The 21,504-nt window shown below is 53.6% G+C and carries 19 protein-coding genes and 1 pseudogene; 10 read left to right on the top strand and 10 right to left on the bottom strand.

Going from position 1 to position 21,504, the window contains the following annotated elements; all coding sequences use genetic code 11:
* Positions 1-172: 172 nt before the first annotated feature.
* From infA to JW953_05610, 8 genes and pseudogenes are all read left to right on the top strand, one after another.
* On the top strand, positions 173-418 hold the full coding sequence (infA, locus tag JW953_05645) for a translation initiation factor IF-1 (GenBank protein MBN1992166.1): 246 nt from the start codon (positions 173-175) through the stop codon (positions 416-418).
* A 159-nt stretch (positions 419-577) separates the two neighbouring features.
* Entirely contained in the window at positions 578-3,661 is a 3,084-nt protein-coding gene (gene pbpC, locus JW953_05640; GenBank protein MBN1992165.1) for a penicillin-binding protein 1C, read from the top strand.
* 852 nt (positions 3,662-4,513) lie between these two features.
* Positions 4,514-4,630: pseudogene (locus JW953_05635) on the top strand (type III secretion system needle length determinant).
* Positions 4,631-5,249: 619 nt separating this feature from the next.
* Positions 5,250-5,834, top strand: a complete 585-nt coding sequence (gene xpt, locus JW953_05630) for a xanthine phosphoribosyltransferase (protein ID MBN1992164.1) — start codon at positions 5,250-5,252, stop codon at positions 5,832-5,834.
* Entirely contained in the window at positions 5,831-7,396 is a 1,566-nt protein-coding gene (gene guaA, locus JW953_05625; protein ID MBN1992163.1) for a glutamine-hydrolyzing GMP synthase, read from the top strand. Before xpt ends, guaA begins: the two co-directional genes overlap by 4 nt.
* A 51-nt stretch (positions 7,397-7,447) precedes the next feature.
* Positions 7,448-10,072, top strand: coding sequence for a hypothetical protein (locus JW953_05620; GenBank protein ID MBN1992162.1), 2,625 nt, complete (start codon positions 7,448-7,450; stop codon positions 10,070-10,072).
* Entirely contained in the window at positions 10,056-10,457 is a 402-nt protein-coding gene (gene mce, locus JW953_05615; protein ID MBN1992161.1) for a methylmalonyl-CoA epimerase, read from the top strand. The genes JW953_05620 and mce overlap by 17 nt, the downstream gene beginning before the upstream one ends.
* 216 nt (positions 10,458-10,673) lie before the next feature.
* Positions 10,674-11,807, top strand: a complete 1,134-nt coding sequence (locus JW953_05610; GenBank protein ID MBN1992160.1) for a hypothetical protein — start codon at positions 10,674-10,676, stop codon at positions 11,805-11,807.
* A gap of 111 nt (positions 11,808-11,918) precedes the next feature.
* Here the strand turns inward: JW953_05610 and JW953_05605 are convergent, their stop codons facing one another.
* Positions 11,919-12,437, bottom strand: a complete 519-nt coding sequence (locus JW953_05605) for an FHA domain-containing protein (protein ID MBN1992159.1) — start codon at positions 12,435-12,437, stop codon at positions 11,919-11,921.
* A 248-nt stretch (positions 12,438-12,685) separates the two neighbouring features.
* On the opposite strand from JW953_05605, the gene JW953_05600 reads away from it, so the two are divergent.
* Entirely contained in the window at positions 12,686-13,624 is a 939-nt protein-coding gene (locus JW953_05600; GenBank protein MBN1992158.1) for a LysR family transcriptional regulator, read from the top strand.
* Between the two features lie 106 nt (positions 13,625-13,730).
* Here the strand turns inward: JW953_05600 and JW953_05595 are convergent, their stop codons facing one another.
* From JW953_05595 to JW953_05555, 9 genes are all read right to left on the bottom strand, one after another.
* On the bottom strand, positions 13,731-14,102 hold the full coding sequence (locus JW953_05595; GenBank protein ID MBN1992157.1) for a DsrE family protein: 372 nt from the start codon (positions 14,100-14,102) through the stop codon (positions 13,731-13,733).
* 55 nt (positions 14,103-14,157) lie between these two features.
* Positions 14,158-15,294, bottom strand: a complete 1,137-nt coding sequence (locus JW953_05590) for a 4Fe-4S dicluster domain-containing protein (GenBank protein MBN1992156.1) — start codon at positions 15,292-15,294, stop codon at positions 14,158-14,160.
* A complete protein-coding gene (locus JW953_05585; GenBank protein ID MBN1992155.1) occupies positions 15,291-15,590 on the bottom strand; it encodes a winged helix-turn-helix transcriptional regulator in 300 nt (99 codons plus the stop codon). The genes JW953_05590 and JW953_05585 overlap by 4 nt, the downstream gene beginning before the upstream one ends.
* A complete protein-coding gene (locus tag JW953_05580) occupies positions 15,587-17,659 on the bottom strand; it encodes a CoB--CoM heterodisulfide reductase iron-sulfur subunit A family protein (protein MBN1992154.1) in 2,073 nt (690 codons plus the stop codon). The genes JW953_05585 and JW953_05580 overlap by 4 nt, the downstream gene beginning before the upstream one ends.
* Positions 17,652-19,001 carry a CoB--CoM heterodisulfide reductase iron-sulfur subunit A family protein gene (locus JW953_05575; protein MBN1992153.1) on the bottom strand — a complete coding sequence of 450 codons (1,350 nt, stop codon included), beginning with the start codon at positions 18,999-19,001 and terminating at the stop codon, positions 17,652-17,654. The genes JW953_05580 and JW953_05575 overlap by 8 nt, the downstream gene beginning before the upstream one ends.
* Before the next feature lie 93 nt (positions 19,002-19,094).
* The gene (locus JW953_05570) at positions 19,095-19,523 is read right to left on the bottom strand and encodes a hydrogenase iron-sulfur subunit (GenBank protein ID MBN1992152.1); all 429 of its coding nucleotides are present in this window, start codon (positions 19,521-19,523) and stop codon (positions 19,095-19,097) included.
* Positions 19,524-19,536: 13 nt separating this feature from the next.
* Complete coding sequence (locus JW953_05565) at positions 19,537-19,794, bottom strand: sulfurtransferase TusA family protein (protein MBN1992151.1); 258 nt, start codon at positions 19,792-19,794, stop codon at positions 19,537-19,539.
* Positions 19,795-19,913: 119 nt separating this feature from the next.
* A complete protein-coding gene (locus tag JW953_05560) occupies positions 19,914-20,222 on the bottom strand; it encodes a winged helix-turn-helix transcriptional regulator (GenBank protein ID MBN1992150.1) in 309 nt (102 codons plus the stop codon).
* Between the two features lie 214 nt (positions 20,223-20,436).
* The gene (locus JW953_05555) at positions 20,437-21,027 is read right to left on the bottom strand and encodes a hypothetical protein (protein ID MBN1992149.1); all 591 of its coding nucleotides are present in this window, start codon (positions 21,025-21,027) and stop codon (positions 20,437-20,439) included.
* A 108-nt stretch (positions 21,028-21,135) separates the two neighbouring features.
* Between JW953_05555 and JW953_05550 the strand changes: the two genes are divergently transcribed.
* Positions 21,136-21,504: GNAT family N-acetyltransferase (locus tag JW953_05550; protein MBN1992148.1), on the top strand; the 369-nt coding region annotated here is incomplete at its 3' end.

Below are 21,504 nucleotides of genomic sequence, written 5' to 3'. Positions count from 1 at the left end.
GGTACACGATTATTCCTGTTGATTGTTAAAGTTCGTTCTATATATGCTGATTTTTACCTTAAATTAGCTGCAAAAGTCGAGTTAATATATATAGGTTTAGAAAAATTTCACTAATCCGAGGTGGGGGAAACTGCCTCGGCTATTTATTTGTTTTTTAGAGAAGGTTTTTTGTATGGCAGATGCAACCAAAGAAGAAAAATTGGTGTTAGAAGGCAAAATTGTAGAAGCCTTACCTAACACCAGTTTTAAAGTAGAATTAGAAAATGGGCACACGGTTTTGGCCTATCTTTCCGGCAAAATGCGCAAGTTTTATATCCGCGTGTTGTTGGGTGATAAAGTTCGTGTAGAGCTTTCGCCCTATGATTTGGACCGGGGGCGGATTGTTTACCGTTACAAGAGCAGCCAATCAGGTAGATGATAACGTGACTCATAAATAGCCCTTGTGCCTTGAAGCCTTGTTTAAGGCCATAAATGTGTCCACAGGCTGGGTAACGCACGGATAGGTGAAGATGATCAGTGCGCTACGTGGTTTGTGGACTATTTTTTATCTACTCCTTAGCCTGGTATAATTTCCAAGATGAGTAACGTTAAAAAGCCGGGGGCAAACGATACCCGGCCTGTCAAACAACCTGTTCAGCCTCAGGCTGACCAAACCAGGCCCGTCCGCCGCCCGGCTGACCCTGACCAAACAACGCCGTCTCCGCGCTATAGGCCGCCTGAGGCCCCGCCGTCACCACCGCCGACAACGGCAGCCGCGCCTGCGCCCGGTAAAAATATCGCTCGCCCCGGTCCCCAAACCACTCAACCCCGGCCAACCCCTCCTCCCCAACCTGTTCGGCCGCCAACTTATCAGCCTACCATTATTGCCGCGCCGCCGCACCTGGCTCGCCTGGCCGCCAACTGGCAACGCCGGGTGATACATGGGGGTATCTTGACGGTTCTTGTTGTGGTTTTACTGGGCGCCCTGGTTGTGGCCGGGGGCGGGCTGATTTATGTGGTTATTGCCGCTCAACTTCCTTCCGCCGAGGAACTGAGCGCCCGGTCCCTGCATTTTGCCACCACCCAAATTTTGGATAGGGAGGGTAATTTGCTCTGGGAAATTGTTGACCCTACCGGCGGGCGGCGCACTTACGTACCCCTGGCCCAAATTTCACCTTATCTCAAGAACGCCACCGTCGCTACCGAGGATCGTTTTTTTTATTTGAATGTAGGCGTTGACCCCATCGCCATTGCCCGCGCTGTCTATTATAATGTCAGTGAAGACAGGATTGTCTCCGGCGCCAGCACTATCACCCAACAATTGGCCAAAATGATCCTGTTAACGCCCGAAGAACGGGTTGAGCAATCGTACGCCCGAAAAATCAAAGAGGCGGTATTGGCCGTGGAGATCAATCGCCGCTACACCAAAGATCAGATTTTGGAGATTTACCTCAACCAGATTTACTACGGTAACCTGGCCTACGGTATTGAAGCCGCCGCCCAAACCTACTTTGGCAAATCGGCCGGGGAGTTGACCCTGCCCGAGGCCGCCATGCTGGCCGGTCTGCCCCAATCGCCCGCTATTCACGACCCCTACACCAATCCCGCCGGGGCAAAAGCGCGCCAGGCCAACGTATTGGATTTGATGGTTGAAGCGCAATATATCAACGCGGCGGAAGCCGCAGCCGCCAAAGCCGCCGAATTGTATTTTCGAGACCCCGGTTTTGCCTTTGCCGCGCCCCATTTTGCCAATTACGTGCGCCAGGAGTTGGAAAAGATGGTAGGCCCCGACTACATTTACCAGGTTGGCTTGCGTGTGCAAACTACGCTCGCCCCCCGCTTGCAGGCCATTGCCGAGCAAGAAGTACGCCAACAAGTAGACGCTCTGGCCGGCCGCAACGTGACCAACGGCGCGCTGGTCGCCCTGGATGTGGCCACCGGCCAGATTTTGGTAATGGTAGGCAGCAAGGATTTTGAGGATGAAACCATTGACGGCCAGGTGAATATAACCCTCAGCCCTCGCCAGCCAGGTTCGTCTATTAAACCGCTCACTTACCTGGCTGCGTTTGAGCAGCTTGGCTGGACCCCCAGCACCCTGATAATGGACGTGCCGGTGGAGTATCCCGACGGCGCGGGCGGGGTATACCGGCCCCAAAATTACGATAACAAATTTCACGGCCCGGTTTTGTTACGCTCGGCCCTGGGCAACTCGTATAATATTCCGCCGGTGAAGGCGCTGGAATTGATGGGCCTTGACGCGCTCAAAGAGATGGCGGCCCGCCTGGGCATTACCACCCTCACCCGCAATGATTATGGCCTGTCCTTGACCCTGGGCAGCGGGGAAGTGTCTTTGCTGGAATTGGCGGGCGCTTACCAGGCTATGGCCAACGGCGGCATTTTGACTCCCCCCACTTCTATTTTACAGATCAGCGACAACTTTGGCCGCACAATTGCGCCGGGGAGTTCGCCGCCCCGCCAGGTGCTCCGGCCGGAGCACGCCTATTTGATCACCCACATTCTGGCCGACAATCAAGCCCGCACGCCCGCCTTTGGTCCCAATAGCCCCCTACAGCTTTCCCGCCCTGCCGCCGCCAAAACCGGCACCACCACCGACTATCGAGACAATTGGGCCATGGGCTATACACCCGATATTGTGGCCGGGGTGTGGGTGGGCAACGCCAATAATACACCTATGCAAAATGTTAGCGGGGTGGCCGGGGCCGGGCCTATCTGGCACAACTTTATGGAACGGGCGCACGAGGGACGGCCTATCCGGGATTTTGTTCGCCCTGCCGCCATTATTGAAATAGAAGTATGCGCCGATTCCGGCACCCTGCCCGGCCCGGCCTGCCCGGAACGACGCAAAGAGATATTTTATCAAGAACAGCCGCCGCTTGGCCCGGAGCACGATATTCACCAATTGATTGAAATTGATCTCAATACCGGCTTGCGGGCCAACGAGTTTTGCCGGGGCAACGTGGAGCAGCGTTACTACCGCGTTTACCCCCCCGACGGCCGGGAATGGGCCTTAAGCCAGGGCATCGAGCAGCCTCCCCAGGATTATTGCCCTTCGGCCAATATTGTGGCCAAAATTTCCAGCCCCCTGGACGGCAGCACCGCCCGCGGCTTTATCACCCTGGAGGGATCGGCCGCGGCGGCCAACTTCTCTCACTATCAAATTGAACTGGGCGTGGGCACCGACCCCCAAGCGTTTGTGCTGGTTCACGGCCCGGCCAACCAAATTGTGGAACAGGGCGTATTGGGTGTTTTAGACACCACCCAGGTTGAAAACGGCGCTTACACCCTGCGTTTGCTCGTATTCAACCGGAACGGCGGCCTGGCCGAGTCGCGGTTGCGGTTGTTAGTTGACAATCCGGCCACGCCGGTATTCACGCCGTCGCCCACCATCACCCCCACTGCCATTCCGGTAGACACCCTCACGCCGGTGCCGACCCCTATTCCAATAGACACGCCTACCCCAACCTCTTTCCCACCCACCGCTACCCCCACGCCGACGGCCACCTACACCCTGCCGCCACCGACTACTACCCCCACTTTTTTGCCCACGGAAGTGCCTACCGCTACCCCTACGTCCACGCTAACGCCCACCCTTTCCCTCGAGTCGCCAACGGCCACCGCCACCCCCACCACTCCTGTTTCTCAAACCCCCACCCCCTCCTAAATTTGGGGCGTTGTAGGGCTAAATTGGCCCTGACTCGGACAAACCACCTCTAATTCCTAATAATTCCTAATTTCTACAGCCGTCAACCCCCTTGCCTTTTACTGTTAAACGGTTTGTCCCTGCCAGAGGTTTAAATTTGCCTCTGCCGACAAATTACTCATAATAAGGATTTGGAGAATCTGGTTGTGCCAATGATCATCAGCCAGAAATTGTCTTTTCAAAAATCAATGTCGCCCGTTATATAACCTTTAATTCGGTGAATTTTGCATGGCTACCGATGTGCACTCCCGTGAGCAGCGACTGCGTAAACAAGCCGAACTCCAGTCGCTCTACCTGAATTTGGCCAGCTTGCGCGAGCGAGAAGCCAGTTACATGGATTTCTCTACCGTTATCCCGGAACGCCTGGCCAACCAGATTAATGAAACGCGCCAGGAGATGCAGCAGGTAGAGGATGAACTCTTAACCCTGGGTGATGAAACCATCTCCTCGCCTGCCCGCCAACCCTATTGGGAAGCCTTTGCCGCCGAGTTATCCGGCGACCTGGCCCAAGCGATAAATCTTTACAAAAGCGCCTCGCGCCATACGCACCCCGACGCCGGCGCAGCTTTACGCAGTGTCCGTTACGCCGTTAGAACGGCCAAAAGTAAAACTGCCGGTGGTACGTGGACGCGCGTGTCGGTCCGCTCCAGAAATCGCTTCTGGATTGGTTTGGCAATTATACTGATAATCATTTTCATAGTTATGTTTGTGCTGGCCGGCCGTTTTAAGCCGGAAACTATCGGGCCGGTTGTGGCCGGAGAATCTACCCCGGCTACCCCCACCCCGCCAACCGTTGTGCTCATTATTCCACACACCGCTACCCCTCTCCCTACCCCTACGCCTACTTTTACGCCCATGCCTATTCCCACCGTCACGCTCACGCCTACCCCCGCCCCACCTGAGGAAACGCCTACCCCCACGCCCACGCCTGGAGCGATGCTCCGCCCGCCGCCCCGGATTATCGGCCCCAAAAATGGCCTGGTCTGGAAAGACGGCTCTATTGTGTTTGAATTTGAAAATCTTTACCTGGCTTACAACGAGTTAGTTTGCCTCAATCCCATGAAAGGATTTGACCAAACCAATACTGAAAATTGGAGCCATCCGGTGGTGGGCAGCAAAAAACCTTTTATTACTATTGAGCCTAACGTGTTCCGGGTAGCCAAACAGCAGGGCATCCAATGTGTTGTCTGGTCGGCCTACGTGGCGGTGGATTCGTGTGATAATGCTATCAGTCAAAGCACCGAAGAACGAGTAATCGGCCTGCCCAATGTGTGCAACTTTAAATAACGGGCACTAGAACGTGGTCTCAACCAAAAATCCTGGGGTCATACGACTTCAGGATTTTTAATTCCTAAAATCATCCAGCTTTTAAGGTTTTGATTTTCAAATAATCAATATCTATCCTGACATACACTATATCTTGTGGTATAATCTAAATTGGCCCCCTACATCTTGATGTAGGGTCATTCCTTCATTTATTAACTTACCATAATATTTGTAACTATTTAGCAAATGTGGTACAATAAACTTGTCATAATATAGAGGTTTTATGGAAGCGCTTAAAGAACGAATCCGCCGGGAAGGGAAAAATCTAGGCAATGGTATTCTTAAAGTTGATAGTTTTATTAACCATCAAGTAGACCCGGCCCTGATGTTGGCCGTAGGCGGCGCGCTGGCCGCCCACTTTGGGGCCTTGGGCATAACCAAAGTGCTCACCGCCGAAATTTCCGGCATTGCGCCCGCGCTCACTACCGCCCTGGCCCTGGGCGTGCCGGTGGTGTATGGCCGCAAAACCAAGCCCATCACCATGCCCAACAACATCTTTGTGTCCAGCGCCCCCTCCCACACCAAGGGGCAAGAAGTCAAATTGATGGTGTCGCCGGAGTTTTTGAATCAACACGACAAAATTTTGATCATTGACGACTTTCTGGCGACCGGCCACACCATTATGGCCCTGGTGCGCCTGGCCCAACAGGCCGGGGCCGAAGTGATTGGCGTGGGCGCGGTGATTGAAAAATCGTTTGAAGGCGGGCGGGCGCAATTAGAAGCCGAGGGCCTGCGCGTGCGTTCCCTGGCCGTCATTGAAAAAATGACCAATGACGAGATTGTTTTTGCCGAGGGCGTATCGCCATGATCGGCGGGACGCGCGAGACCATTGTTATTCTTGATTTTGGCTCGCAATACAGCCAATTGATTGCCCGGCGCGTCCGCGAACTTGAAGTTTATTGCGAGTTGATGCCTTACCATACGCCGCCAGAAGAGATTACGCGCCTCAATCCGGTGGGGTATATTCTATCCGGCGGCCCGGCCAGTGTGTATGCGCCGGATGCGCCGCATTTGCCGGATTTTATTTTAACAACTAAAAAGCCGGTGCTGGGTCTTTGTTACGGCATGCAATTGTTGGCATATCACCTGGGCGGGCAGGTTGACCCCGGCCACGAGCGGGAATACGGCCCTGCCGAAATTGGCCTGGTTGACCCGCAGGCGTTGTTGTTTAGCGCCCTGCCCGCCGGCACGGAATCTTTATCTGTCTGGATGAGCCACGGCGACCGCGTGACCCAATTGCCGCCGGGATTTCAGGTCCTGGCCCAATCCCAAAATTCACCCTTGGCGGCCATTGGCCACCCGGAACGCGGCTGGTACGGCCTGCAATTTCATCCCGAAGTAACCCACACCCCGCAGGGCAAAGAACTGCTGCGGGCCTTTCTTTATAAAATTTGCGGCTGCCGCGGCGGTTGGACGCCGGGCAACTTTATTAAAGAAAGTGTCGCCCGGCTTCAGGCCCAGGTTGGCGACGGCCAGGTAGTTTGCGGCTTATCGGGCGGGGTTGACTCGGCGGTGGCGGCGGCCCTGTTGTACCAGGCTGTGGGCGATCAACTGACCTGCATTTTTGTGAATAACGGCCTACTGCGCCAAAACGAACCGGAACAGGTGACGCAAACTTTTGCCCAAGAAATGCACGCCCGGCTGGTGGCCGTTGACGCCACCGAAGATTTTTTAAGCGCCCTGGCCGGAGTGACCGACCCGGAGGCCAAACGCAAAATCATTGGCGAAAAATTCATTCGCATTTTTGAAACAGAAGCCCGCCGTTTGGGCCGGGTTGATTTTTTGGCTCAGGGCACGCTCTACCCGGACGTCATCGAGAGCGCCAGCCGGGGCGAACAGGCTACGGCGGCCAAGATAAAGACGCATCATAACGTGGGTGGCCTGCCGCAAGATATGGATTTTGAACTGGTTGAGCCGCTGCGGTTCCTATTCAAAGATGAGGTGCGGGCGGTAGGCGAGGCGTTGGGCCTGCCGCGCCAGATGGTGTGGCGACACCCGTTTCCCGGCCCCGGCCTGGCCGTGCGCGTATTGGGAGAAGTAACCTGGGAGCGCCTGGAAACGCTCCGCGCCGCCGACGCCATTTTGCTGGAGGAACTGCGGGCCGCGGGCTGGTACCATCAAACCTCGCAGGCTTTTGCCGTGTTGCTGCCCGTGCAGAGCGTGGGCGTAATGGGCGACCATCGCACTTACGCCGATGTGATCGCCGTTCGGGCCGTGGTGACCGACGACTTTATGACCGCCGATTGGGCCCGCCTGCCGGCGGACCTGCTGGCGCGGGTCAGCAACCGGATTGTGAATGAAGTAGCTAACGTCAACCGGGTGGTTTACGATATTAGCAGCAAACCGCCGGCCACCATTGAATGGGAGTAGTCATTTACAATTTGCGATTTGAATTGTAAACCCAGGGAAAGGAGGCATCCTATGTCTGCCGAAATAAAAACCGTCATTGGCCAACTGAGCATTGCGGGAGGTTCATGGCGCGGTGACCCGCCCAACCAGGTGGCCGTGCGCGAGCCAAAATCGGCTCCCGCGCGGGGGGCAGGCGACACCCCCGGCGTTGGCAAGGGCGACCTGTTTGTGCTTACCGAAGCGCGCGGCCCGGTTTCCAACCGCGATAACCTGGAACGGCAACTGGCCGAAGCTATTCGGGATGCCTACTACCTGGCCCGCGGCTCAGTTACGGCCAGCCTGCGCCGGGCGCTGCAAACCGCCAGCGATCAACTCTACCGCCATAATTGCCAGGCCGGCGCGCCGGAAAAAGTGGTGGCCGGAGTGGTGGCGGTGGTCGTCCGCAACACGGATATTTTTGTGGCCCAGCTTGGCCCGGCGGCGTTGTTTACCGTGTTGGGCAGCCACATTCGCCGTTATCCGGCCCAATCGGCCTGGCTGGATGAGGCCCTGACCCCCGCTAAAAACGCCCCGGCCCTGGGCAGCAGCAGTTTGATTGAGCCAAACCTGCATCATCTGCGGGTTGGCCCGGAGGACATGCTTATTTTGGCCGATAGTCGCCTGGCCGGCCAGCTCCCCCTCACCGATGTACTCAACGCGGTTGACCCGCGCAGCGTCAAAGCCTCGGTTAAAAATTTGGGCAAAACGGCGCGGGCGCGCGACGGCTCGGCCCTGGTATTGGCCGTGGTTGAGGCCGAACACTCAACGCTGGAGGTATTAAAAAATGCGCCCAATGTTTTAGCCAGAGGCGCACCGGTCCAATTGAACCGATTTTTTAAACGGGGGCGTCACCAACCTGTTACCGCCGAGAACGCCATATCCTCTTCGGCAATGACCATGCCCATTCCAGAGGCAGTGGCTGAATCTCAACCGGCAGCCAAAGAGAATACTGCCGCCTTTGCCTCGCCCCGGCCGGGCCGTTTCTTTTCCAGGCAGGCTGAAACCACAAACGGCAAAATCGAGCGCCAGGCATCTGTCCCGGCCAAACAAACATCCGCCCGTTCCCGGCCAGGCACGCATCGGGCTGAGTATCGAGACTCGGCCAGGCCTAAAAAGAAAAGCAAGATTACCGTCAAAGAGGAGGCGGCTATGGCGGAAGAGTATTATGACCTGGACCGGCAGTTAGGGCGACAGGCCAAAGAATTGGCCTCGGTGGTCCAGGAGTCGAGCTTTAGAGCCGAATGGCGCCAATCGCAGCAGCCTTCGCCCACCGGCAAGATATTACGCTGGCTGGGGGCGAGTTTGTTTATGTTGATCGCTTTGTTGGGAACCGGGCTAAAAAATATCTTGACTCTGGTTTTACCCCGTGCCGGCGTTGGCCATACCACCCGCCAAGCTGGCGCGCACGCCTACCGGCAGCAAACCTCGTCCGTTTCCTGGAGCCTACTGCGCAATATTGCTATCGCCATTCCGCTGCTGGTGGTTATTGTTGTGGGCATCAGTTATTTACAAAAAGGGCGCATGCTAGAGGCTGAATATAAGGAATTTGTCACCTCGGCCCAAAACAAGTTCCAACAAGCCCAGGCCATTGCCGCCACCGATCCCAGCACAGCCCTGGGTTTAATGACCGAAGCCGAAACCGCCCTGGTTGAGGCTGAAAAACTTAAGGCTGGCCAGCCGGAGATTACCGAGTTGCGCCAGCACATGGCCGGGATGAGCGATGAAATTGGCAATGTGCAGCGGCTTTATTATTTGCCGTTATTACGCTCTTATCCTGATGCGGGCGCCAATTTGAAGCGGATTGTCGTGCAGGGCGTTGAACTTTACGTGTTGGATAGCGGCACCGACCGCATTTTCCATCACCGGCTGGACGACCTGGGCGAAACATTGTTGCCCGATGACGAGTCGCTGGTGTTGGTGTCGCGCGGGCAGGCGGTTGAGCAGGTGACGGTGGCCGACATCCTGGATATGACCTGGATGCCGGCCGGAGGCAATCGCCAAACCAGCGATTTGGTGGTCTTGAACAGCACCGGCCTGTTGGAATATGATCCCAGTTGGAATATGACCACGGCCGCCCTGGCCGGGGGCGAATTGTTGGCTTTGCCGGCGGCTGTATCTAGCTACTACGGCAATTTTTATATCTTGGACCCCCAGGCCAATCGTTTGCTGCGCTACTTGCCCACCGCCGATGGTTACAGCGCGCCGCCGGAAGATTACTTTCCGGCCGAACAGGCCGTTGACCTGAGCAATGCGGTTGATTTGGCCATTGACGGGGCTGTTTACGTTCTGTTCAGGGATGGACGCCTCAATAAATACGAGGCCGGCCGGCCTGCGGCTGAATTCCAGGTGAGGGGTTTGGACAAACCTTTTCACAACCCCGTTTCTGTTTTCACCGCGCCGGATGAGGAAGTGCAATATGTGTACGTAGCCGACGCCGGCAACCAGCGCATTGTGCAGTTAGAAAAAGATGGCCGTTTTATCCGCCAATTTAAGCCCCGCGAGGGCGAGCCGGTTTCTTTTGCCAATTTGCAGAGTATTTTTGTGGATGAAATTGGCGGGCGTTTGTATATTTTGGATAGTAACAATTTGTACGTGGGGAATATTCCCAGCCAATCAGTGGAAAGCGAGCCGGATACCGTTAATGAGCAGCAAAATTAATCACATCGCCATTGTTGTAGAAAATATCGAACAAGCCCTCACTGTTTATTGCGAGGCGGTGGGTTTACCCCTGGATCACATTGCCGAGGAGCCTGCCGAGCAGGTGCGGGTTGCTTTTTTGCCAACCGCCGCCGGGGAAATTGAGCTAATTCAACCCACCACCCCCGACTCCGGGGTGGCCAAGTTCCTGGCCAAACGGGGAGAGGGGTTGCACCATATTTGCCTGGAAGTGGAAAGCATTGAAACAACCATGCAAGAGTTAGAAACGCGCGGTTTGCAAATTTTGGGCGAACCCCGCCTTAACCAACGCGGCGACAAATACGTTTTCATCCACCCCAAATCGGCGCATGGGGTATTGTTGGAACTGTATGAACGGGCGGGATAATTTCAATCCCAACAGAAGCCGGTCGGCGAATGGTATGCCGGCCGGCTTTTTATTTTTTCGTGCGTGTTCCCCTCCGGCCGTGGCCTGAATCTTGCCGGTTTGGGTTTAGGGCAAGTTTTGCCACTTTTTTTAATTTCTCTTGACGTGTAGCAATTGCCGGGTATATTAACTATGTTTAGTTTTGTTAAGAGAAGTTTTTAGATCAGGAGTAAAGTGATGTTAAAGAAAAATATTCTTTGGATAATTGGTTTATTGTTAGTAGTGGCGCTGGCGGCGGTTGTTTTTCCAACAGTTTCGCAGGCCGAGCAGGGTGGCGAGAATTTTGTGTTTGTAAATTACCTGGGCCAGGAAATTTATCTTGACCTGGACGATGTTACTTACGTTGTGCCCGGCACCGGCATCGCCCCGGAAGGCGGGTGGCTGGTTTTGCAACTGGCGCCGGGCCAACACAAATATGCAGCCAATGCGCCCGGCGTGCCGACCGGGTCGGCGGGGGAATTTACCCTTGCGCCGGGCGGTTTTGTGGCCAAAGCGGCGCGCATAGAAACAACGCCCGTGCCGGTAGATCACCGGGGCATTGTGATCGGCGAGCCTGAAGATTACGTTTACGTATTTGATTTTAATCCCTTTGCCGCCCCGGCCCCGGAAACCGAGCCGGTTGATACCTGGCAGCCGGCTGCGGCTGCGCCGGGTTTGGGTAGCCTGGTGTGGATAAATTATTATGGCAATAGTGAACTGACGATTGACCTATCTGGTGAACTTTATAAAGTGCCCGCCAAAGCCAATAGTATTCCCGGCCGGCTGCAAATTGATCTGGACCCTGGCCAGTATTTTTATACCGCCAGCGTGCCCAACGGCAGTTTGAATGGCGAGATCGCCGTAGTGCCCGGCCAGGTGACAAGTTTCAACATTACCGCCGAGATTGAGCCACCCCCAGATTATGATATCGGCGACGAGTATGAATTTCTGCCCTCGGTAACGCTCCAGCTGAGAACGGAAGACCTGACCGGCCAGGTTGTTGGGGTCGCCGCCACCGCCGAAACCGACTCGGCGCCGGCCGTATTGCCGACAACGGGCGGTGAGTTCAGCCCGGCCGTAAGCAACCCCGCAAGCTTGCTTATTAAAAACTACACCGGCGACACCCTGATTTTCACCATCAACAATCAAATCTATCCTGTTGCCCCCAATGCCGAAAAAACATTGAGCTTACCACCCGGTTCCTACAATTACACCGCCAGTTTGCCTTATGTGGCTACCACCGGCGTGGTAGAGATGCCTGTAGATGAGGGGGTTGGGTTAAGCATTGTAACCAATATAGCCCATGATAATTTGAGCGTATATCCAAATTAGGGCTAATTGTGGCAGATTAATTCTCAACTCAAACATTAGCCCATGCTCTTGCCTTGAAAAATAAAGACCTCTTCCCGCCGGAAGAGGTCTTTGATTTTTAAGCCTATTGATTTACTGGTATTGGATGGCCACTTCTATGGGGATTCTACCCAGTTGCATAATATCGCCATCTTGTAACGTTACCGGCACATAAGGGGTAATTTTCCGGCCATTTACAAAAGTGCCATTGATGCTGCCCAGGTCTTCCAAAACCACGGTATTCTCCCGCCTCAGAATTCTGGCATGGCGACGGGAAACACTTTTGGCCGGAGGTCCTTCGTCTGTTAAATCAACTTCTGGAAACACAGTGGCCGTTGGGTCCACACGGCCAAGGTTGATGGTTTTATTGAGATTTACCTCAACTTCTCGTTTTTTGTCGGCGCCTATTTTTAATTGAATGGCGATTGGTTTGGCAATTTGCCGGGATGAGGTTTTTGGGGCATCCTCTGCCATATCACCCACCCAGCCTATTTCCCCATTTTCTAAAGGATCGGTTTTTCGCCGCTCGTCCTCAAGTAGATAGTTGCCGCACTCGCTACAGAATATGGTATTAGCTACATGAGTAGCCCCGCAAAATGGACACTTAATCATCGCCGCTTTTCTTTAGCCGTTGACCCCTCAGCATAGGGCAAGTTTTTTAGTTTTAGCCAGGTATTTCATTATATCATATTTTACGCGGCAAATAAACCATCTATCCAAATATGGGAAACAACTCTAGTAAATAAGTTGAACCGGTGGTATAATGCCTAATTTGAGTAGAAGAAAAGAAATTGAACAATACGTGGTCCGAAACCACCTGCCCTTAGACTGACGCCAGGCGCGTATGGATGGTAAAGAGCATGACAGACCTGGTAAAACTCAAATCATTTCTGCATGCAGCCGAAACCCTGAGCTTCTCTGAGGGCGCCAAACATTTGCACCTCACCCAGCCAACGGTCAGCCACCACATTAAAAGCCTTGAAAAGGACCTGGGCGTAGAGTTATTCATCCGCTCGGGGTCCAATATTAAGCTAACCGAAGCCGGGCGTTTGCTGTTACCGTGGGCGCGCAAACTTATCCGCCAATCCATTGAGATGCAAGAGATGATGGCCTCACTCCAGCAAAAAATCGTTGGCCATCTCAGGCTTGCTTGCAGCACAACTGCGGGCAAGTACATCTTGCCCCAACTCGCCGCGCGTTTTTGCCAACGATATCCAGGAGTTCGGATTAGTATCCTGACCTGCACCCCGGAACACGTTGTCCCTCAATTGTTGGAAGAAGAGGCCAATCTGGGGGTAGTCAGTAGTTATGAGGTTTGTGGTAACGAGATGCAGTGCCAGGAATTTTTTAGGGATTCTATCTCCTTGATTGTGCCGGCCAACCATCCCTGGGCTTTCCGCCAAGCCGTCGAACCGGAGGATCTTCTGGAGGAGCCAATAATCATCCGCGAACCCACCTCTGGAACCCGGCGAGTCATGTTAACCAAGTTGGCTGAGTACGATATTACCCTGGATGACCTGAACGTTTTTTTGGAGTTGGGCAATGCCGAGGCTATTGTCAGAACCGTTGCCGCCGGGTTTGGGGTGTCATTTGTTTCTACCCTGGCTACGGCCTGCTCTGTTGAGCGAGGTTACGTGGTTGAAGTGCGGGTAACCGGACTTGAACTTCGGCGCACGACTTATATGATCCGACGAAACCTGGAAGTGCCCAACCGCCCTCAGGAGGTCTTCTGGGGCTTCGTCCACGATCCAGCTAATGCCGACTTACTGCAACTGGCAGAAGCAGAGCGCCTGGCCTAATTCATTCCGGGAGCAAATCCGTCAACGAAGTTTGCCGGGCGGCAATGGCAACAAGGCTCTTCCGCTATGGAAAAGCCTCGTCTATTTTACCCCCTGTTTAACCCCGTTAAAAAACAAGTGATATGTCTGCGCCTTCGGCGTCCATCAAAAATGAAGTGGCGTTCATAATTTCAATGCGTTCGTCGCGCAGGTCTTCTTTTTTGATGCCCTTATTTTCGTGCGCCAAAACGCAGAAGATAACCCGCCCCCCTTGATCCAAAATAGTATCAAATAACTCCACCGGGTCGGGCAACCCCTTTAACCCCTTGAACTTTTCCAACTCACCCTTCACTAGCAGCGGAGCGCCGGCCGGGCAGAAGAATATGAGCACCTCTTTGTCAAGAGCCACACCGGAGGAACTCATAATTAAGGTGGGCATAATGTTACTGGCCTGATTGCCGTTGCAAATTACAACCATTTTGTCTTTTTGTTCTGACATTATTTAATCTCCTGATTAATAATGTAAATACATTAAATGACTATAGCGTACTGCTTTACCCGGTTGTGGCTAAGGCTGCCTCGGATGTCTGTTGGGCCATTGCTTTTTCCTTTACTGTCTGAAAGTATATCGCAAAGGGCCGGTAAGCCAGGTGCGCCCATTTTCCAAACGGCACTTCCACCACCAACATTGGCACCGCAATAGCCAAATGGGCCACGTAAGAATAGTAGGCTGTTAGCGGCCAGCCCAGGTAGCGGGAACCGTGGGTCACGATTCCGGAAACTGCTACCAGGATTAACAGGATAGGGAATATCCAATCGCTCAAATGCGAGAAGCGATGCATTTGGTGTTCCTTTTTGATGCGCCCCCACAGCGCATCGGCAGAGGCATAAATGAGCACAATGGTGGCGTAATAGCCCACCCAGCGCTGCGGATGGTAGATGGGGTAGAGGTTGTCTGTTTGAAACCAGAATAAAAGTCCAACAACCAGGATAAACATGATCACGTAACCGCTGACCAGAAGTAAGTGGTTAATCCAGCGGCGTCTATCCTCACATTTGGAAAATCTACTTTGCGTTGCAAAGTGATACAGCAGGTTCCAGGCTTCGGTGATGTAGAGTGAGAAGGGAACCTTTTCTCTAACCTCACGAGGCATAATGTAGAGATACATCCGAAAAACGTTAGAAAGCAGGAAAAAGGAAAGACCCCCGGCCATAATCAAGTCGAGAACGTGAATGACCTGGTGGGGAGCAAAACTATTGAGCGCCACCCGATCTGTTATGATAGGGCCGTGGAAAATAACAAATCCCAACACAACCAAGACCCCTACAAAGATCAGGGCCATTACTTCCCAGACCGGAGCGGTGTAAAACAGGCGCGCCAGTCCTGTCCAGTCATATTGGGCCGTCAACCAGCGTCGCATTGCCATTTGGGCTTCGGCGGGTTCTGCCTGACGCGGGCAGGTTTCGGAACACTCACCGCAATAGTAGCAGAGCCAGGGATCCGCGCTTTGGAGAATGCGCTCTCTCAAACCCAGTTGTAACATCCTGATATTGTTGCGCGGGAAAGGGGTTTCATCGGTGGACAGGGGGCAAATGGCCGTGCAATTTCCACAGTTAAAACATGCCTCAATGTTGATGTCGCCGTATTCTTTTAGTTCCAAAAGCAGGTCAGGGTCTACCCGTTGGCTCATTTCTTTTCCTCCTCTACCAATTGGTATAGGTAATACTCGCCGCACATACCTGTTTCAACTGCAAGGTCGTATTTTTTCATGGCGGTAATGTGCCACAGCACCTGGTTGGCCGGCAGGCCGGTGGTTTCGGCTACCTCAGGCACAGTTTTGGGCGCATCGCGCATGGCCTGGCAAATTTGGCGGCGAATCGCCTTCTGTTCCTTGAGCAGCGCCTGAGCGCCCGCGACAGTGTCTTTATGCTCCTCTCGTAGACGTTTGAGAATGGCGGTACGTTTTTTGGCATCTTCTTTACTCATGCTTCAACCTCCAATACAGGCAGTTCCGCAGCAATGGCCTCAACCATCGCCTCGTACTGATCCAATGTCCAGCCTTGCACGTCAATGGCCCGGTTGGGACACGCGCTCACGCAAACGCCGCAGCCGGCGCAATTGGCCGGCGTGACCACCGCTTTTTGCACCTCCTGGCCGTTGACCGAAAAGGTTTTCAAGGCAATGGCGTCCTCATAACAACAGGCCTCAACACACTGACCACTGCCGTCGCAGCGTTCCGGGTTGACCTGGGCTACAAACGGTTCCAATTCCACGAAGCCCTGGCCTAACAATACGGCCACCTTGGCCGCGGCCGCCGAAGCCGCGGCGCAACTCTCCTGGATGTTCATCGGCCCCTGGGCAGAACCGGCCAGCACAACGCCGGGCACGGCGGTCTCGACCGGCCTCAGTTTCGGGTGGACTTCGAGCAGGAAGCGGTCTGTGCCCGGCGAAATCTTGAGCAGTTTGATGATGTCGTCCAAGGGGCGGGGCATAATGCCTGTAGCCAGCACCACCAGGTCCACCGGGACTTCAATCTCTTCGCCCCAGGTCAGGTAATCCTTGACCTTGACCACCACAGGATGGGAGTCGCCCTGAGTGTCTTTCATTACTTCAGGCATTTCCTCCCCGTGGAAGCGCAGGAAGCGAACCATTTTTTCTGAGGCCTGTTTGTAATATTCCTCGTGGCCGCGGCCGTAAGTGCGGATGTCTTCATAAACGTCAAACACGTTGACATTAGGGAAACGCTCTTTCACTTCGTTGATCACGTGGAGCGTGGCGGTGCAGCATACCCGGGAGCAGTAGTCGTTAACCTGGCCATCGGGTTGCGGTTCGTGAACGCCTTCAATTTGCCTGCTGCCCACGCAGTGAATCAGGGCGATGTTCCGAACAGGGCGGCCATTCCATTCCAGTGTGTTCCCCTGGTCGGTTAGCGATAACAGACGAATGAACTTGGCCAGGCTCATCACCTCGGGCAGTTCCCCATACCCGTATTCACCCTGGGGCGGTTCGTAGAGATTGAAGCCCGTAGCTACCACAATGGCCCCTACTTTGATCTCTAAGGTCTTAGGCTTGTTCTCCAGGCTAATGCCCTTTCCATTGACTTGCTGGCACTTTTTACACTGCGTGCAAATTTCCCAATCAATCGCCGGTGTTTCAGGGTGGCAGCCCGGATAGGCCCGATAAATCGCTTTGCGCGTGGTCAGGCCGTAGTTGAACTCGTCAGGAATTTCTACCGGGCAAGCCGCGATGGCGGCTTCAACCTCAACAAAATCTTCGCTCACCCCGCGTGACTGCTGGCGAATTTGGGCCTGGTAATCGCCCACATAGCCTTGCAGCCCCACCAATTCGGCCTGAGTGTGAATGGTGATGTTTGGCTGGGCCAGCACTTTCTCAATCAGGTCGTGCAGCAATTCGCGGGCCATTTCGCCGGTGGGGAATACGGATTCAAGCTGAGCCATGCGCCCGCCCAGAAAGGGGGATTTTTCAATGAGCGTAACTTTAAGGCCTTGCCGGGCGATGTCCCAGGCCGCGCGCAGGCCGGCCACGCCGCCCCCAATCACCAGGGCGTGCTGCTCTGCATCCAGCCGGATGGGTTCGAGGGGCTTGAGGTGGCGGGCCTTAGCGATGCCGGCCGACATCAGGCGAATGGCTTTATCGGTTGCCCCGGCGGGATCATGGCTGTGCACCCAACTCGCTTGCTCGCGGATGCCCACGTGGTGGTAGAGATAGGGATTCAGACCGGCCCGGGCCACGGTTCCTCGGAAGGTTTGTTCGTGCAGGGAAGGGGCGCAGGCGCCAATGATCACCCGGTTGAGTCCACGCTCCTGAATATCCTCCTCTACCATGGACTGGCCGGCATCAGAACACATTGACATATCCGTGCGCGAAATAACCACATCCGGCAGTTTGCCCAACGATTTGGCGACCCTCTCGCAATGGACTACATCACTAATATTGCCGCCGCAATGGCAGGTATAAACTCCGATTCGGATTTCCTCATCTGAGGAGTCAGATTCCAGGTTTTGATGGTTTTTTTGCTCAAACGCTTCAGGCATGGACACGCTCCTTCTTTTCATTGGCGGTTACTCGTAGGTCGCCAACAAGCTCTGGTTGGCGATGCGCCTGCAGGTAGGCCGCTGCTTCAGATGCAGCCGACCCGGCCAGCACAATGCTGTCTACAATATCCATTGGCCCGGCAGCGGTGCCGGTAACAAAGATACCGGGCTGGCCGGTCACACACGGTGAAATATTTGGTGAAGGAAGAGTTACAAAACCATCGTCAGCAACAGGGACGCCAAAAATGGTTTGGGGATTATACCCGGGCAACATGCCCACGGAAAGCACGACCAGATCATGGGTGCGCTCAACCACCGGCGAGCCTTCATCAATCAACTCGACCCGCACGATAGGGTTGTGGTCTTCGTCCTCGGTGATTCTGGCTACTTTACCTTTGACAAATTCGATGCCCATCGCCTGGGCATTCTGGTAAAATTGCTCGTAACCTTTGCCAAAAGTACGGATATCCATGTAGTAGATGGTGATGTCGGCCAGGGGCAGCGCGCCGGAAAGCAGCATGGCCTGTTTAATGGCGTACATGCAGCATACGCGCGAGCAGTATTCCACGCCGAGGCTTTGGTCTCGGGAGCCGGCGCATTGCACATAGGCGATTGATTCAGGTTCTTTACCGTCGCCTGGGCGCAAAACATGCCCGTAAGGGCCAGTGGGGGCCAATAGCCTTTCCATAACCAAGGCATTGACCACGTTGGGTAGTTGGCCGCCGCCATATTCCTTCTTGGCATCTGTGGGCGTAAGCTCGTACCCACTCGCCAGGACAATCGTTTCCGCTTCAATCTCAAATTCTTGCGGGGACTGGGTAAAGTCAATCGCATCTACCGGGCATATAGTTTCGCACTTACCGCACAAAATACAGTTTTGAATGTCAAGCACGGCATACTGGGGCACAGCCGTTGAAAAAGGCACCCGCACCGCCCGATGGGCGCCAAGATTCAGATCAAAGGCAGCCGGTAAATCTATGGGGCAGGCGTATTCACATTGCCGGCAGCCGGTGCACAAGGTTTCATCAACGTAGCGGGGTTTTTTAACCACGTCGGCTTTGAAGCCGCTACCATTTTTGTTAATGGATTGCACTTTGCAATATGTGAGTAATTGGATGTTTTTGTGGTGGGCCACAGCAGACATTTTGGGGGTGGTGATACAACTACAGCAGTCGAGGGTGGGAAAGACTTTGCTTAAGGCAATCATTTTGCCCCCGATGCTGGCTTCTTTTTCTACTAAGGCCACCCGGTATCCCTGGTCTGCCAGGTCCAGCGCCGCTTGCATCCCGGCAATCCCGCCCCCAACCACCAGGGCATCTACATGAAGGTTGTTTGAAGTCATAGCTTACCCTTTAAAAAATTGTGAATTATGAATTGCGAATTGCGAACGGTTGGATGAGCGAATGTTTTCCATTCACAATTCACAATTGGCCATTCACAATTCATAATTACCCAGTTCATTCCGAACCGGCCCTATTTGTTGTAACAACTCGTTCATTTGTTCGACTTCCCGCATAAAGGGCTTGGTGCACACCGTGCAAATAGCAACCAGGCGCAGTCGCCGGGTATCAATCCCTTTTTCCTGCATTATTGGATAGACGCGGTTGATAACCTCGGCCGTTTGCTCGGGCGCGCACTTAAAGGGACAATCGGTACCACTGTACATCACCAAAATGGCATCAATTCCGCGCGCAAACGTGCGTAAATAGAACTCCTCTGGAAACATACATGGGCTTAAACAGGGAAAAACGTAGGTGTTGGGGGCATACTCTGCATGGAGTTGACCAACGGAATCGGCCCCGGCGTAGCCGCCGGATAGGGTCGCCAGGATAAGTATTTTTGTTTGGTTTGTATTTGTCCCCATATTATGGATACCTCTACTTTACCCGCTTGACGAAAATCCGATCATATCCTCCATCAGCGCTCAGATAGCCCAAGAACTCGTGTCCCACTTTTTGAGACCATCTAGGAATGTCCTCTTTGGTTTTGGGATCGCCGGACCAAATCTCCAACACTTCCCCTTTTTTGATAGCGCCAATACCTTTCTTGGCTTCCAGGAGAGGGCCAGGGCAGGCGCTGCCGCGAGCATCAATAACCTTGGCCGCTTCAACGGCAGACAGATCAACAGTAGTCATGATTTTTTTACTCCTTTCCGATTTTTGAATAACTTCACTAAAAAAAGGTCAAAATCAATATTGCGTATTTCGTCTCAATACGATATACACAATACAAAATACACTCTGGTGGGCCAATCTCAATCTTTTTGGGCAGTCCTTAGCCGAGGCGCTTGGGTTAAGAGCCGGCAGTTTTTCATAAGATCGTGATCCACGATCCCGTAATAGACTTTTTGCGCTTTCCGGTACGAAACCAAAATGCCTCTGTCTTCCATCAGGCGGAGATGTTGAGACGTATTCTGCAAGGACGCTCCAATAGTCGTGGCGATTTCACTTACGGACATTTCTTGTTCAATCAAAGCCCACAAGATCAGCACACGCTTGGCATTGCCGAAAATTCCACACACAGAAGCTTGCCTTACCGCCATTTCTTCGGCTTCTACATTCATGATTTGAATACCCAAATATTCAATTAATTAAGGGAATAGTTGATTGCAGCCTATTTAATTATAGTGTGACTCTGCAACCAATATAAGTGTCATGTGTCACAGGGGTTATTGGGTTTATCTATCGGTTAGCATAGAGAATTTGAATGTACATCCCTCATTTCCTAAAGCTCAACCAACGTCACCTGGGGTCGCCCAATGCCAAACCTTTAAGGTTTCACCTGATCTGGTCAAGATGAACCCGCCCAATATCCTCCAACGTCACCGGCGGAGCCGTCTCGGGCGTCCAGAAAAAGCGGGCGCTTTGCAAATCCTGGGCAATCCGGCCCTGCTCCAAAAACGGTTCGCTGATGGGTTGGCCAAAACGGACGCTGCCGCCGTGCGTGTCAAAATACGTCAAAAAATCGCCGCTGAGGGTATGGCCGGTTTCCGGGAAGTAGCGGCGATAAGGATCGTTGGTAGCGGGAAGATGTGACGGCGGCAGGGGGGGGGTGCGCCGGCGCAACAGATCCCCCAGCCAGCCGACCACCACCCGGTAATCCGGCTCGTTCTCTGGATGATATTCCAGCCGCCCTTTTTCAAAATATTGCACGCGCCAGCCGTCCACCAAAAATTCTTCGGTCAGCGGCAGGCCAAAACTGTTAATGCCCCCGTAAACATCAAAAAAGCGCAAAAAGTCACCCTGCACCGTGTGGCCGGTTTCGGGAAAGTAACGAGACATCCTAACGGGAGGGCCAGGGGCGGGCTGGCTGCGGCAGGCCGCCAATATGAGGATGGTGGTTAGAGTCAGAAATAATTTGATCTTCATGGCTTTTACGTGATGGGAGGTAATGATGACCTCCTCCTGCAATTTGTCAAATTCAAACCTTCCCTGTTAAAATCGTACAGACATCCAACCAAAATGAAGGAGCCGCCATTGCCCGTAACCATCCGAGAATTGCAGAAAAAAGACCTGCCCCAGGTTAAAACCATCTTTAGAGAATTTGTGCAATATCACCAACACCGGGACCATATTTTTGAGAAAATCTCTGCCGCCGATAAAATGTGGGGCCAGTATGTTTATGAATCACATCTGCAAGATGTACACTGTAAAGTACTGGTGGCAGAACTGGAGGGCAGCATTGTGGGCTATTGTATGGGCCGGATTGTGGAAAAACCGCCCATCTACCAGGCCAAATTGATTGGTCAGGTGGACAACATTGCCGTGAAAGAGGGGTACAAACGCCAGGGCATCGGCGAAAAACTATTTGCCGCCATGAAGGTTTGGTTCAAAGAACACAACGTG

It is taken from the genome of Anaerolineae bacterium (assembly GCA_016931895.1).
Classification (GTDB): Bacteria; Chloroflexota; Anaerolineae; order 4572-78; family J111; genus JAFGNV01.
The sequence above is the reverse complement of the archived record's forward strand: the minus strand, read 5'-3'. Positions and strand labels throughout refer to the sequence as shown.